General features: G+C 73.3%; 10 protein-coding genes. 8 read left to right on the top strand and 2 right to left on the bottom strand.

The genetic code is table 11. The features are described from left to right. The first annotated feature begins 233 nt into the window (after nt 1–233). The 6 genes from AB0A74_RS40515 to AB0A74_RS40540 all read left to right on the top strand — a co-directional run bounded on the left by AB0A74_RS40515 (nt 234) and on the right by AB0A74_RS40540 (nt 10,939). Complete coding sequence (locus tag AB0A74_RS40515) at nt 234–2,342, top strand: M6 family metalloprotease domain-containing protein (protein WP_358258223.1); 2,109 nt, start codon at nt 234–236, stop codon at nt 2,340–2,342. Nucleotides 2,343–2,512: 170 nt separating this feature from the next. Beyond that, nucleotides 2,513–4,126 (top strand): S8 family serine peptidase, encoded by a 1,614-nt coding sequence (locus AB0A74_RS40520; RefSeq protein WP_358258225.1) that lies wholly within the window; start codon nt 2,513–2,515, stop codon nt 4,124–4,126. After that, nucleotides 4,123–5,304, top strand: a complete 1,182-nt coding sequence (locus AB0A74_RS40525) for a trypsin-like peptidase domain-containing protein (protein ID WP_358258227.1) — start codon at nt 4,123–4,125, stop codon at nt 5,302–5,304. Before AB0A74_RS40520 ends, AB0A74_RS40525 begins: the two co-directional genes overlap by 4 nt. A gap of 19 nt (nt 5,305–5,323) precedes the next feature. Next, complete coding sequence (locus AB0A74_RS40530; protein ID WP_358258229.1) at nt 5,324–6,403, top strand: hypothetical protein; 1,080 nt, start codon at nt 5,324–5,326, stop codon at nt 6,401–6,403. Between the two features lie 29 nt (nt 6,404–6,432). Next, entirely contained in the window at nt 6,433–10,023 is a 3,591-nt protein-coding gene (locus AB0A74_RS40535) for a trypsin-like peptidase domain-containing protein (RefSeq protein ID WP_358258231.1), read from the top strand. Beyond that, nucleotides 9,953–10,939: a serine protease gene (locus AB0A74_RS40540; protein ID WP_358258233.1), complete on the top strand. Its 987-nt coding sequence runs from the start codon at nt 9,953–9,955 to the stop codon at nt 10,937–10,939. The genes AB0A74_RS40535 and AB0A74_RS40540 overlap by 71 nt, the downstream gene beginning before the upstream one ends. A 6-nt stretch (nt 10,940–10,945) precedes the next feature. Here the strand turns inward: AB0A74_RS40540 and AB0A74_RS40545 are convergent, their stop codons facing one another. After that, nucleotides 10,946–11,725: a LysR family transcriptional regulator gene (locus AB0A74_RS40545; RefSeq protein ID WP_358258234.1), complete on the bottom strand. Its 780-nt coding sequence runs from the start codon at nt 11,723–11,725 to the stop codon at nt 10,946–10,948. A 69-nt stretch (nt 11,726–11,794) separates the two neighbouring features. Here AB0A74_RS40545 and AB0A74_RS40550 point away from each other — a divergent pair, with 69 nt between their 5' ends. Beyond that, on the top strand, nt 11,795–12,535 hold the full coding sequence (locus AB0A74_RS40550) for a hypothetical protein (RefSeq protein WP_358258235.1): 741 nt from the start codon (nt 11,795–11,797) through the stop codon (nt 12,533–12,535). Here the strand turns inward: AB0A74_RS40550 and AB0A74_RS40555 are convergent. Beyond that, nucleotides 12,456–12,842, bottom strand: a complete 387-nt coding sequence (locus tag AB0A74_RS40555; protein WP_358258237.1) for a DUF4345 domain-containing protein — start codon at nt 12,840–12,842, stop codon at nt 12,456–12,458. The two genes, AB0A74_RS40550 and AB0A74_RS40555, sit on opposite strands and share 80 nt — an antisense overlap. A 124-nt stretch (nt 12,843–12,966) precedes the next feature. Between AB0A74_RS40555 and AB0A74_RS40560 the strand changes: the two genes are divergently transcribed. After that, a complete protein-coding gene (locus AB0A74_RS40560) occupies nt 12,967–13,404 on the top strand; it encodes an ester cyclase (RefSeq protein ID WP_358258238.1) in 438 nt (145 codons plus the stop codon). The last annotated feature ends 91 nt before the right edge of the window (nt 13,405–13,495 follow it).

The raw sequence follows: 13,495 nt of genomic DNA on the forward strand, positions 1-13,495 counted from the left end.
CCGCAACCGGAAAAGCTGGTTGCGGAGAAGACCAAAGCGCGGTTGGGCTGCGCCCAGGCCGTACGGGGAACGAACCGAGGCCCTTCCTTGGGCTAAATAGCCCATCAGAAGCGCGCCTGCGGCGCTAAAGCAACGCGCTGCGCGCGGTGGTGGTGGAGGGGTGCGTCAACTGACAACGTGGGCGCAAGTCGCTCCGCCGGTTAGCGTGGGTGGATCATCCTCACGGAGGTGGTATGGACCACACACGTGTTCGTCGCGGGCATCGGCGTCCTGTGCTCGTGCTCGCCGCTCTCTGCTCGGCCGCCGCGCTGACCGCCGGTGGCACCGGGGCGCTCGCCGCGCCGCCCACCGAGCCGCCGCACCCCTGGCAGTACGACCACTGGCCCCAGCAGCAGCCCTGGCAGCAGGGCCGGGACACCGCCCGGGTCGCCGCGCAGGCCGGGTTCCCCGGGCCGATCGACCCGCAGAACTGGGTCAACCCCGACCACATGACGTGGGAACGGGACTACAAGAAGGTGCCCGGCACCAACTGGGCCGATCCGTCGGTCAAGGGGTCCGTGCGCAACTTCAAGGGCGCGCTCGTCCTCCTCGACTACCCGAACCAGCCGTTCGTGGTGACGCAGCCCAAGCACTCCACCGTCTTCAACAACCCCAGCTCCGAGGCGCACGACGTGCCCCGTGAACAGGTCGCGCAGTTCTACCAGGACTTCCTCAACAAGCCCAACGCGCTCAACCGGGGCCACACCGTCCACGAGTACTGGATGGAGGACTCCGGCGGGCGCTACGGCGTCGATCTCACCGCGTTCGGCCCGTACACCATGCCGGGCAAGGACCACGAGTACGCCATGGAGTTCCAGGCCGGCACCGCGTGCCCGGCCGGGGACACGTGCACCCGGGACATCCGGACCGACGGGCGGGCCGCGTGGGTGGCCGACGTCGGCGCCCAGGTGCCGGCCGGGTTCGACTTCGTCTACTTCCTGTCCGCCGGGCAGGACGAGTCGGGCACGTGGCAGGAGTTCGGGATGATGAAGTTCCCGACCAGGGAGGACGTGCCCGACGCGTTCGGCCCGCCCGACGAGGCCCTGCCGAACTGGTCGCGCACCCGGTACGTGGACTGGACGTCCTGGGCGGCCGGGTCGAGCCTGTGGCCCAACGCCGGCAACGGGTCGTCCACGCAGGCCGAGAGTTCCGGCCAGGGCGTGTACGCGCACGAGCTGAGCCACCTGCTCGGCATCGGCGACAACTACAACAACCCGTACTCCAACCCGCCGCACCGCGCGTACACCGGCATCTGGGACATGCTCTCGCGGGGCTCGTTCAACGGTCCCGGCGGGCCGCACTCCCGGTGGGTCATCCCGGCGACCGCAGGTGGGTCGATGGGCGCGCAGCACGTTCTGCGCAACAAGATGAAGCTCGGCATCGTGGACGAGCGCAACGTGCTGCGGCTCTCGCGCGAGGCGCTCGACGAGTCCGGGCTGGTGATCGCCAAGGTCACCGCGCGGACCGTGCAGCCGGGGCCGAACGGCCTGGCGGGCATCAACGTCGAGCTGGGCGCCGGCGACCTGTCCCCCGCCTGCGACGTGCGCACCGACCCGCTGTGCGACGGCGGCGGCTACCAGAACTACACCGTCGAGGTCGTGGACCGGATGGGGTCGGACTCGTTCACGCCGGACGCGGGCGTCCTGCTGGCCAAGACCAAGAACGAGGACCGCGCGCCGTTCGCGTGGGTGGTCGACGCCAACCCGCAGGACATCGGCATGACCGACTACGTCCTGCCGGACGGGCGCAAGGTGCCCATCACCGTCGGCGACTACCGGCAGCTGTCGGACGCCCTGTTCCACGCGGGCACGAACTCCGGCAGCGAGTACGAGCACGTCGACCCGGCCAACCGGCTGCACTTCTACGTCCTGGACGTGAAGCGCGACCACCAGGGCGTGCTGTCCTACACGGTCGCCATCCGCTCCCTGGACGGCCGGGGCCCGCAGCACCGCGGCGTCCGCGTCCTGCCCACCGCCGGCGCGGCGGGCTCGGACGGCGTGGCGACGTGCCGCTTCCCGCTGTTCAACACCGGCCGCGACGCGGCGCCGGGCGGGGAGCACCCGGAGGACGTGAGCCGGTACCTCGACGGTGACGTCTACCGCGTCTCGGCGACGACGTCGTCGGGCTGGACGGTGTCCGTGCCCAACGCCCTGGCGACGGCGAAGTTCGGCGGCCAGACCCAGGTCCCGATCCACGCCAGGCGCGACGGCGGCCCCCTGGTCGGCAGGATCACCCTGACCGCCACCTCGGAGAGCGACCCGACCAAGACCTCGACCGCGTCCTGCACGGTCCTCGGGCGCTAGGCGTCCGTCCGTCGGAGCGGGTGGACCGCCGCGTCCACCCGCTCCGCAGAAGTCGGTAGCCGACCGACTGCCCTGGGTGATTCACCCGTTCGGCATGCGCGTGGACGGCTAACCAGACCAACCCGGGCCGCGACTGGATGGGCACAGGCCGATGCAGTCAGGGGTGGGTCATGGAACCGTTCGACGCTCTGCTCGCGGCCACCCGCGTGCTTCCGCCCGACCTGACCGCCCGGTCGGCGCGGTTCGCGCTGGTGTTGCGCCCCTCCCAGGACCCGGTCGCCGTCGCGGACGGGGTGCGGACGACGTTGGCCGACTTCGCCGTCCGGGTCCGGCCGCTGTCGCCCCTGGAGCCCCGGGTGCTGCTGGTCGACCTGCCCGGCCGGGTGCCGGCCGCCGCCCCGGAGGTCTCGTTCGAGGCGGCGTACGCGTTGGCCGACGCCTTCGGCCTGGAGGCCGCCGAACCGGACCTGCCGACCGACTTCTTCCCCGAGGAACCGCTGTTCGCACCGGGCCGCGAGAGCGCGAACGGGTTCCCGCCGTGGTGCTGGGTCGCCGAGGACCCGGAACTCCACGACGACCCGCGGTGGGCGCTCGGGATGATGAACGTCCCCGCCGCCTGGGAGTTCTCGGCCGCGCGCAACCGGTTGAGCCGGGGCGAGGGCGTGGTCGTCGCCCAGCCGGACACCGGGGTCACCCGCCACCGGGAACTCGACGGCGTGTTCACCGTGCCGGGTTACGACGTCCTCGACCACGACGACGACCCCACCGATCCGCTGGAGCGGGGCGGCAGCCCCGGTCACGGCACCGCAACCGCGAGCGTCCTGGTCTCCCCCGGATCGCTGGTGGTCACCGGCACCGCGCCCGCGGCTTTGCACATGCCGATCCGCGCGATCACCAGCGTCGTGCAGATCTCCCAGGTCGCGGTGGCCGAGGCGATCGACTGGGCCACCGCGCACGGCGCGCAGGTGATCACGATGAGCCTGGGCGGCTTGTTCTCCTTCTCCCTGCACCGCGCGCTGCGCCGGGCCGTGCGGGCGGACGTGGTCGTGCTCGCCGCCGCCGGGAACTGCGTCGGCCGCGTGGTGTGGCCCGCGCGGTACGACGAGTGCGTCGCCGTGGCCGGGGTGAACCGGCACGGGCGCAAGTGGCGCGGGAGTTGCAGCGGCGCCGCCGTGGACGTCTCGGCCCCCGCCGAGAACGTGCTGCGGGCGCGGATCCCGCGGGGTGACGGCGAGCCGGACCACGGACAGGGGCAGGGCACGAGTTTCGCCGTGGCGATGACCGCGGGTGTCGCGGCGCTGTGGCTCGCGCACCACGGCCGGGCGAACCTGGTGGCGGAAGCGCGGCGGCGGGGCGAGACCGTGCAGGCCCTGTTCCTGCGCCTGGTGCGGGCCACCGCCCGGCGCCCGGCGGAGTGGGACTCCTTCACGATGGGCGCGGGCGTGGTCGACGCGGAGGCGCTGCTGCGCGCCGACCTCGACCTCGGGCGTGAGCGGGAGACCCTCGCCGGACCGGTGTCCGAGGCGGACACCGTGCGGTCGCTGGTCGCCGAAGCGGTGCAGCCGGAGGCCGCCGACGACCCGCTGCTGGACTGGTACCGGTTCGGGCCGGAGATCTCCCACGCGGTGCTCGCCGGGCGGACCGCGCCGGCGGGCGCGTCGGAGGCCGCCTCGTCGTGGACGCGGCCGTCGCCGCGGCTCGCGAAGGCGATGGCGAACCCCGCGTTGCAGGACGTGTTCGGGCTGGACCTCGCGGGCGCGCCCGAGGTGGGAGGAACGTCATGACCACGACCACGCGCACGGCCGCGGACCGGTTGCGACAACTGGTCGCCGTCCGCTCCACCGCCGACCGGTCCGGCGCCGCTCCCGAGTCGGTCCCCGTGGAGGAGGTGGACCCGCGCCCGGGAGCGGACGAGGTGACCGGGCGCGTCGAGGCCGCGCTGGACCAGGTGCCGCCCTGGGTGGACGACGCGGACGAGTTCCGCCGCGCCCGCGAGATCCTGTTGCGGGAGACCAGGATCGCGGGCGAACGGCTGGACGCCGACCCGGCCGCCGACTTGACCGCGGGCGAGGTGCGGACGCTGGAAGCGGTCGTCCGGGCCGACGGCTCGCGGCCGACCCTGTTCGTGCGGGACGACCGGGTCGACGAGGCCCACCCGATGATCGGCCGGTGGGCGGGCGCGGTGGCGGCGGCGCGGGAGGCGCTGCGCCCGGTGTTGCAGGCCGTGGGGCGGATCCAGCCGGACAACGCCACCGGTGACAACTTCTTCGGCACCGGCTGGGTGGTGGACGCCGAGAACGGCCTGGTGCTGACCAACCTCCACGTGATGGAGGTGATGTGGCGCAGGCTCCGGCAGGCCGTCGCGCCGACCGACACCGGGTTCCGCGTCCTCGACGGCGCCCACGTCGACTTCGCCGCCGAGTCCGGCCGGACGCGGACGAGGCGGTTCCGCGTCGTGGAAGCGAGGTCTTCGGGCGTGGACGGTCCTGATTACGCGCGGCTGGACGCCGCCGTCCTGCGCATCGAGCCGATCGAGCACCCCGTGCCGCAGGCGGTGCCCGTCCTGGCCGACCCCGACGGGCCGAACGGTGTGCTGGCCTCGTTGTGCACCGTGGGCTATCCGGGCCGACCGGCCTACCAGGCGGGCACGCACGAAGGCATCGACTGGGCATGGGTCAACAACGCCTTGTTCGGCCACCGCTACGGCGTGAAGCGGCTCGCTCCCGGGACCGCCCACCGGCCGCCCGGGTTCACCGGAGCCGGGCAGGACCCGCGGGCGTGGGTCTTCGGCCACGACTGCACGACGCTCGGTGGCAGCTCCGGTTCCCCGGTGGTGGCCTGGCTCGGCGACGCGCCGGGCGCGTTCGGCCTGCACTTCGCGGGGGCGTCGGCGGACACGAACCTGGCCCACGCCGTGTCGGCCTGCGCCGGCGAACTGCGCGCGCTCGGCGTGCCGGTCTGAAGGAGGGAGGGGTGCAACGATGGCGAACCCGTTCCTGGACCAGAACTCCTACCCGTGGAGCCACCCGGAAGCGGCGAAGCTGCACCGAGCGCTGACCGTGGCCGTGCACCGCCCGGCGCGGATCGACCTGCTGTACCGGATGACCGGGTCCGACCTGCCGGCGCTGGCCGTGGAGGGCCTGCCCCCGGACCTGATCTGGAAGCAGGCGCTGGACAACATCGCGGCCTGCGGCCGGTTGGCCACCTTCCTGGCGATGAAGGACGTCCGCAGGTACCCGGCGGTGTGCGCGGCCGTCGAGGCGGTGCTCGCCGCGGACGTCACGGCCGCCACCGTGCGCGCGTACGACGGGGAACGGGTGCTCGACCGGATCCGGCTGCACGACCTGCTGGCGGCGCTGGCCCCGGACAGCTCGCAGACGAAGGTCATCCTGGTGCGCGGCGGGGCGCGGAGCGGCAAGAGCCACAGCCGGCACCGGTTCGAGTGGATGGCCCGGCAGTGGGGCGCCGCCCCGGTGTACCTGTGCAGCGGCATGGTCGCCACGGTCGACGACGTGATCTACAGCTTGTACGCGGGGGTGGAGAGCACCGGGAGCATCCCGCCGCGCTTCGACAGCCTCCAGCACGACTGGTACCGCAAGGTGTGCTTCAAGTTGGGCGAGCTGGCCCGCGCCCGCGGGCGCAAGATGTGGATCGCCGTCGACGACCTCGGCGCGGAGGCGGACGGCGCGCCCCTGCTGGACACCGAGATCCGCACGTTCTTCGACCTGTTCGCGCTGATCCTGATGAACCCGACCTTCGGTCCGTGGTTCCGCCTGATGTTGATCCACTACCCGGACGCCGTGCCGACCAAGTGGGCGCAGGACCTGTGGTGCGAGGACGTCACCAGCGAGACCGACGTCCAGTGCGACCAGGTGGCGGAGGTGTTCCAGTCGTGGTCGGGGCCGGACGACAAGAAGCTGCGCGAGGACGAAGCGCGGTCGCTGGCCGTGGACGTGATCACCACCGCCGACAACTCGCCCCTCACGAGCGTGCCGCGACTGCGTCGGATCAGCGACGCCCTCAAGGCCGCTCTGGACACCTTGGAAAGCGGGCCGTCGTGATCATCGGATCGGTAGTGGGGATGTACGACGTGAAGTCCTTCGTCTCCGCCTTGCGCCGGGCCGCGCGCGGGGTGGCGCGGGTGCAGGTCGGCGGCGGCGGGAACGTCCGCTACTGCACCGGGTGGCTCATCACCGACGACCTGCTGGTGTTGGCGGACTACGCGGTCGCGGTGCTGGACGCGGCCGAACGGTTCCGCTGCCTGTTCGCGACCGAGGACGTCGAGGTCGAGGCGGACCTGGTGCCGACACCGAAGGACGGTTGCGTGGCGGTGGTGCGCCTGCGTTCCGCGCGGGAGGGTCGCGCGCTGCGGCTCGGGACGGCCGAAGCCGCGCGGGACCAACCCGTCGTCGTCCTGCACCACCCGCGGGCGGCGCCGCGGCTGTTCCTCAGCACCGGGCGCATCCTCGCCGTCGAACCCCCCTGGCTGTACCACGACGCCGACTCCGAGGGCGGCTCCGGCGGCGGCCCCGCGGTGGACATGCGCACCGGCACCGTCGTGGGCATGCACTCCGGTTGGGCGCCGGACCGCGAGCAGCCGAGGAACCGGGCGGTGTCCGTGTCCGCCGTGCTGGACTCCTTGCGGGCCTCGACGGTCTGGGACGAGATCGCGGCACACCAGGGACTGGCCGACGTGACCGCGGCCCGGGAAGCGCTCGACGTCGAGCCCGTGGCGGAGCACACCGACCACGACCTGGTGCCCGCGGCGGTCCGGTGGAGCTTCGACCCGGAGGACTTCCCCGAGGACGTCCGGCGGCGGCTCCACCCGCTGGTGGCCGACCCCGGCGCGCCGTCGTGGGCGCTGACGACGCCCGAACGGCAGCGCCTGATCGGGATCGCCGGGTCGCTGCCCGCGCTCCGCGCGGCCCGCGGTGCCGCGCCCGTCGGCGGCGACGGCGGCCAGCGCACGATCGACCGGATCCTCGCCGGGCCGCCGTACGCGCTCGACGACGTCGCGGACCAGGACCTGCCCTACTGGTTGCAGGCCGTCCGCTGGTTCTCCGGTGTCGCGCCGGACCTGCCCGCACCCCTCCAGGTCAACCGGGCGCTGGAACGCCGGCGCGTCGTCGGCAGGCTCCGCGAGGTGGCCGGGCCGGGCTTCCGCGGTCGCACCGAGGAGCTGGCCGCGCTGCGGGCGTGGTTCGACGACCCGGGAGCCGGTCCCATGGTGATCACGGGCATCGGCGGCATCGGCAAGTCCGCCCTGGTCGCCCGGTTCGCCGAGGAGCTGCTCCCGGACACCGTCCTGCTGTGGCTCGACTTCGACCGCGCCGACCTCGCGCCCGACGACGCGCGGTCGGTCCTCGACTCGGTGCGCGAGCAGGCCGCGGTGCAGGTCGACGGCTTCGCCGCGCCCAGGCGCGACGAGTGGGAGGACGACGCCGACGAGGTGGCCCTCGCGCTGGCCCGCTCGATGCCGGCCGCGCCCGGTCCGCTGCTCGTCCTCGACGGGTTCGAGGTCGCCCAGCACGCCGTCCGGCACGACGAGATCTGGCCGGTGCTGGAACGGCTGTTGGTCCACCTGCCGGACCTGCGGATCGTGGTCAGCGGTCGGGCGACGGTCTCCAGCAAGGCCTCCGTGACCGGCCTGGAGCTGGGCGGGCGGCCGAGCCGGTCGCAGCACCTGCGCGGCCTGACGCCCGCCGTGGCCCGCCGGTGGCTGGTCGACCGGGGCATCGGGGAACCGACCGCGCTGGACTACCTGGTCAAGACCTCGCGCGGGGTCCCGCTGGTGCTCAAGCTCGCCATCCGGCTGATCGAGGCGGGCGGCGACGTGCGGGAACTGCCGAGGACGCTGCCCCGGACGCTCATCGAGGGCTACCTGTACCAGCGCATCCTCGACCGGGTGATCGACCCGGCGCTCAAGCTCCTCGCCCGGGACGCCCTGGTGCTGCGCGTCCTCAACGCGGACGTCGTCCGCGAGGTCCTGCACGACGTCATCCCGCCCGGCCTGGACGCCGAGCGCGCGTTCACCCGGCTGTCGCGCGAACTCGGCCTCGTGGAAGGACTCGGCCGTGACACCGACACGACGATGCGCCTGCGGCCCGAGGTCCGGATCTCCACCCTGCGCCTGGTCGAGGCGGACGACCTGGACCGCGTCCACGAGATCGACCGGCGGGCCGCGGACTTCTACGCCGGGTGCGCGGACCCGGACGCCGCGACCACCGCCGAGCTGGTCTACCACCTCCTGCGGTGCGGGGACCTCAAGGCGGCGGAACTGGCGTGGCGGGACGACTGCGCGCCGCTGTTGCGCCACGCCTGGCCGGAACTGCCCGACGCCGAGGAGGAGGCGCAGGAGTGGCTGCGCCTGCGCACCGAGGGCGTGCCGCGGGCGTCGGCCGACGTGGCGGCGTGGGAACGCGAGGCCGTGCGCCGGATCGGCCGCTCGTTGGCCCGCGGCCTGGAGCGGGCCGTGCCGGCGATCCTGCACGAGGTCGGCGAACGCCGTCCCGACAGCCCGCTGGTCGTCTACGACGCCTGGGCCGACTGGCAGGCGGGCGACCTGAAAGGCGCCCGCCGGGTGCTGGCCTCGGTCGGGTTCCCGCCCGGCCGCACCGGCCGCGACCGCGCGGTCCTCGGCGCGGCCCTCGCCCGCGAGGCGGGCGACGGCACGACGGCCGACCGGCTCCTCGCCCGGGTGGACGGGCCCGACCACTGGCCCGACGACCACGCCGGGCGGCTCAGCGCGCTGGCCGTCCGGGCGGCCAGGATCCGGCTGACCGTCGACCTGGCCGCGGAACTCGACCTCGCCGACGCCCGCCACGACGACGTCGTGCGCCGGTTGAGCGGCCTGATGTCCGGTGTCGATGTCGTGCTGCCGTCCCTGGCGGAGCGGTTCGACCGGTGGACCGCGCCGGAGAGCGCGGGCCGACCGCTGGCCGCGCCGTCCGACGCCGGGGGCCTGACCGTCTTCGCCGCGGCCGTGGAGGCGGAACGCAAGTCCCGTCGGCGGTTGTCGCTGCGGTCCGACCTCAGGGGCGCCGCGCGGGTCTGGCGGGGCTCCGACGCCACCCCGGAGGCGGTGGTGCTGCAGGCGGTGCCGCGCGACATGACGCGGCCCATGCGGACCGGACGCCACCTGGTCGAGCTGGCCGACCGGCGGTGGCGGCTCGCGACCACGTCGCCCTTCATCGCCCGGGCGTGCGAACAGGCGGCCCGTGCCCTGGACGACCCGCTCACCACGTCGGTCGTCGGCACGTTGGCGGCCCTGCGCGGCATGCCGTTCACCGTGGCCGTCCCGCGGATCCGGTACTCCGGTCTGGACGAGGTGATCGGCTCGGTGGCCACCCAGCACACGAGCGAACCGGACCGGATGGCGCGACGGATCCTCGACCACGAAGCCGCGGCTCACGGCTGGTCGTCGCCCCACCTGCGCGCGCTCGCCCTGTACCTCGTCGGCCCGGACCCGCTGGACGTGCTCCACCGGCACACCCTGGGTCTGCCCCTCGCCGGCTCGAAGCCCTCCTGGAGCGACAATGAACCCGCTCGACGCCTTTCAGTACCCGTTCGACGACCGCGTGGCCCAGCAACTGCACCGCACCCTCACGACGTTGTTCACGAAGTCGCAGGCGGTCCGGTTGGTGGCCCGGCAGGCGGGCTTGGACCTGACCGAGATCGATAGCGAGCAGGCGCCGACCTTCCTGTGGATGGACGTCCTCACCGAGGCCGCGGCCCAGGGTCGCACCCGGGCCCTGGTGACGGCGGCCTCCGACGCGCTGGCCGAGACCAGTCCCGCCAAGCCGTTCCTGCTCGACCTGCTCGCGGACCGGCCGACCAGGCTGTCCAGCGAACCGGTCAGCGCGACGGGGCGACCGGTGTTCGACGACCGGGTCACCGAGCCGGAGGCGCTGCTCTACCAGGACGACCTCACCATCCAGATCGGCCGCGTGCCGGGCCTGATCGCGACCCTCGAACGCCTGGTCGCGCTGGCTCCCGCCGTGTGCCTGCTCAACGTGTGGGTGGGCGGCAAGGAGCAGTACGGCACGGGCTTCCGCGTCGGCGACGACCTCCTGCTCACCAACTGGCACGTGCTGCACGACAGCGACACCGGGGCCGCCGCGACCACCGTGACCGCGGAGTTCGGGTTCGAGGACGACGGCCGCGGCGGCGTCCGGGCGGCGACCCAGGTCTCGTGCGACGCCGCCGACGTGGTCTCCGACAAGGCCGACGACTGGGCGGTCATCCGCACGGTCACGCCGCTGGACGGACGCTGGCCGGTCATCACCCCGTCCCGGTCGGTCGCGCCGACCAGGGACGGCGAGGCGTTCGTGGTGCAGCACCCCCGGGGCCAGCGCAAGCGGCTGGGCTTCGTGCGCAACCAGGTGACCTACTTCGACGACCGGACGGTCCACTACCTGACCGACACCCGGGTGGGCTCGTCGGGCGCACCGGTCTTCGACGCGGCGGGCGACCTGATCGCCGTCCACCACGCGGGCGGTCGGCCGCAGGAGGTCGCCGGCAAGCCGCCCATGCGCAAGAACGAAGGCATTCGAGCCTCGCGGATCGCCTCCGCCCTGGCCGCGCACGGGATCGCCTGACGCGGTTCAGCCGAGGCGGAGGCGTTCGACGCGGTGGACCAGGTTCGGTGTGAGCAGGGGTGCGCCGTCGGTGCCCGGGAGGACCGCCAGGCCGTGGCCGGCGGCGACCAGGGCGCGCAGGGTCGCCGTGTCCGTGCCCCGGTACGCCGTGGCCGCGTGGAAGCCCGCGGTGCCGACGGCTTCGCGCAGGTCCTCCAGCGGCACGGCCGCGTCCGGGGCGTCGATCCACCTCGCGTCGACCAGGTCGTCCAGGCGCAGGCCCTTCCTGCGCGCCAACGGGTGGCCCGGCGGGAGGGCCACCACCAGCGGGTGTTCGGTGACCACCGACGCCTTCACGCCGACCGGCAGGCGCAGCGGGTCGCTCGGCGCGACCACGCCGTCCACGAAACCCACGTCGAACTCGCCGGTCGCCACGCCCGCGACCACCTCCGCGCGCGTCACCACGTGCAACGCGCCCCGGACCTCCGCCACCGCCGCCGGAGCGGCCAACGGCGACGCCGCCACGACCACCCGCTCCGGTGGCGGGGCGGCGGCTCGGCGGACGTCGGCCCGCGCCGCGTCCAGGCGCAGCAGCAACGGGGTCGCGTGGTCGAGGAGGCGGTCGCCGGCGCTGGTCGGGGCGACCGGCCGGCGACCCAGGAGCGACACGCCCAGGTCGTGTTCGAGCGCCGCGATGTGCTGGGACACCGCCGACTGCGTGTAACCCAACTCCGCCGCGGCGGCGGAGAACGATCCCCGGCGGACGACCGTCGTGAACGTCCTGAGCAGGTGCGGGTCCACGTGCATCAGTATCGCTTATCCACAGTGCACGGATCATCGTTGGACGTGAACCACCCCGCCACCGAGGATCGACGCATGACGACCCCACGCCTCGCCCTCGTCGGCGACCGGTCCCCGCACGTCCGTTCGCACACCCGCGTCCCGGGCCTCCTCCAGGCCCTGCGCGAACGCGACCGCCTCGACCTCGACGCGTACTGGGTGCGCACCGACGACATCACCGGGCCGGACGACCTCGCCGGGTTCGACGCGGTCTGGTTGTTGCCCGGAAGTCCTTACGCGTCAGAGGAAGGCGCGCTCGCCGCGGTGGCGCACGCACGGCTCCACGGCGTCCCGTTCCTGGGCACGTGCGGCGGGTTCCAGCACGCCCTGTTGGAGTTCGCGCGCGCGGTGTGCGGGCTGACCACCGCCGCCCACGCCGAGGTGGACCCGGACGCCGCCGACCCGCTCGTCGCGCCGCTCGCCTGTTCCCTGGTCGGCCACGAGGGTGCCGTGCACCTGGTCCCGGGCACGCTGGCCGAGCGCGTGCTGGCGGCCGACCGGACCGTCGAGCGCTACCACTGCGACTACGGCCTCAACCCCCGCCACCTCGACCTGCTGCGCGAGCACGGCATGGTCTTCAGCGGCCACGACGCCGACGGCGAGGTCCGGGTGGCCGAGCTGCCCGACCACCCGTTCTTCCTGACCACCCTCTTCCAACCCGAGCTGGCGGGCGACGGCACCCGCCCGCACCCGGTGATCACGGCGTTCGCGCGGGCCGCGTCAGCGTCCACTGCCACCACACCAGCAACGGCGGCAGGACCAGCTCGATCCCGATGAACACGACCATCAGGACGTGCGGCGTGCCGACCGAGACCAGCGAGACGATCCGCGCCAGCCCACCCGCGAACACCGCCGCGCACACGTACCGCAGCACCCCCGTGGCCTCCCGAACCCGCCGCACCACCGACAACACCGCCACCCCGAGGAACGACCACAGGGTCGCGAAGAACCGGTAGTGGCTGTCCAACGTGGGCTCGGCGGACGGCCCACCCGGTAGCAACGCGGGCCCGACGATGACGTCCAACAGCCCCGTCACCAGCATGAACAGCCCCACCACGACCAGGACGCCCTGGAACACCCTCATGTCTCCCCCTCGTGTTCCAGCCGAGTGTCGCAGGCCCTTCCTGAGAGCGGCCGGGCCGTTCGGCACTGGTGCGAACGGCCCAACGGGCGAAGGCTCGCACCACCACCGGTCGAGGAGGCGCCAGATGACATCGAGAGAAGAGCTGCTGCGGCTGGACGACCAGGGCACGCAGGCGTGGAACCGGCACGACGTGGACGGCTTCCTGGACACCCTGGCCGAGGACTTCGAGTGGCTCGACGACGCCCAGCCCGCGCCGATCCGCACCCGGGACGAGGCGCGCCAGGCCATGCGGCAGTGGTTCACCGCGTTCCCGGACATGCACATCGACGTCACCAACCGGGTCGTCGGCGACGAGGCGGTAGCCGGTGAACTCCGCTTCACCGGCACCAACACCGGCCCGTTGGAACTGGGCGGCGCCACCATCCCGCCGACGGGCCGCAAGGTGGACACGTCCGGGACGTACTTCGTCAAGACCGTGGAAGGGAAGGTCAGCCAGTTCCACACCCACGCCAACACCTTCGGGATGATGGCGCAACTGGGCCTGGTCGGCGTCCCCGCCTAGGGCGTGTCTGATAATTGATCTTGTGGTGCGTCGTGGTGAGTTGACCGATCAGGCGTGGTCCCGGATCGAACCGTTGCTACCCGCTGGAACT

Source organism: Saccharothrix sp. NPDC042600, assembly GCF_040647305.1.
Taxonomy (GTDB): Bacteria; Actinomycetota; Actinomycetes; order Mycobacteriales; family Pseudonocardiaceae; genus Actinosynnema; species Actinosynnema mutabilis.

Bases quoted from the DNA above. Each gene is read 5' to 3' on its own strand.
- AB0A74_RS40515 (WP_358258223.1), top strand. From the start codon at position 234: ATGGACCACACACGTGTTCGTCGCGGGCATCGGCGTCCTGTGCTCGTG.
- AB0A74_RS40520 (WP_358258225.1), top strand. From the start codon at position 2,513: ATGGAACCGTTCGACGCTCTGCTCGCGGCCACCCGCGTGCTTCCGCCC.
- AB0A74_RS40525 (WP_358258227.1), top strand. From the start codon at position 4,123: ATGACCACGACCACGCGCACGGCCGCGGACCGGTTGCGACAACTGGTC.
- AB0A74_RS40550 (WP_358258235.1), top strand. From the start codon at position 11,795: ATGACGACCCCACGCCTCGCCCTCGTCGGCGACCGGTCCCCGCACGTC.
- AB0A74_RS40555 (WP_358258237.1), bottom strand. From the start codon at position 12,842: ATGAGGGTGTTCCAGGGCGTCCTGGTCGTGGTGGGGCTGTTCATGCTG.
- AB0A74_RS40560 (WP_358258238.1), top strand. From the start codon at position 12,967: ATGACATCGAGAGAAGAGCTGCTGCGGCTGGACGACCAGGGCACGCAG.
- AB0A74_RS40530 (WP_358258229.1), top strand. From the start codon at position 5,324: ATGGCGAACCCGTTCCTGGACCAGAACTCCTACCCGTGGAGCCACCCG.
- AB0A74_RS40545 (WP_358258234.1), bottom strand. From the start codon at position 11,725: ATGCACGTGGACCCGCACCTGCTCAGGACGTTCACGACGGTCGTCCGC.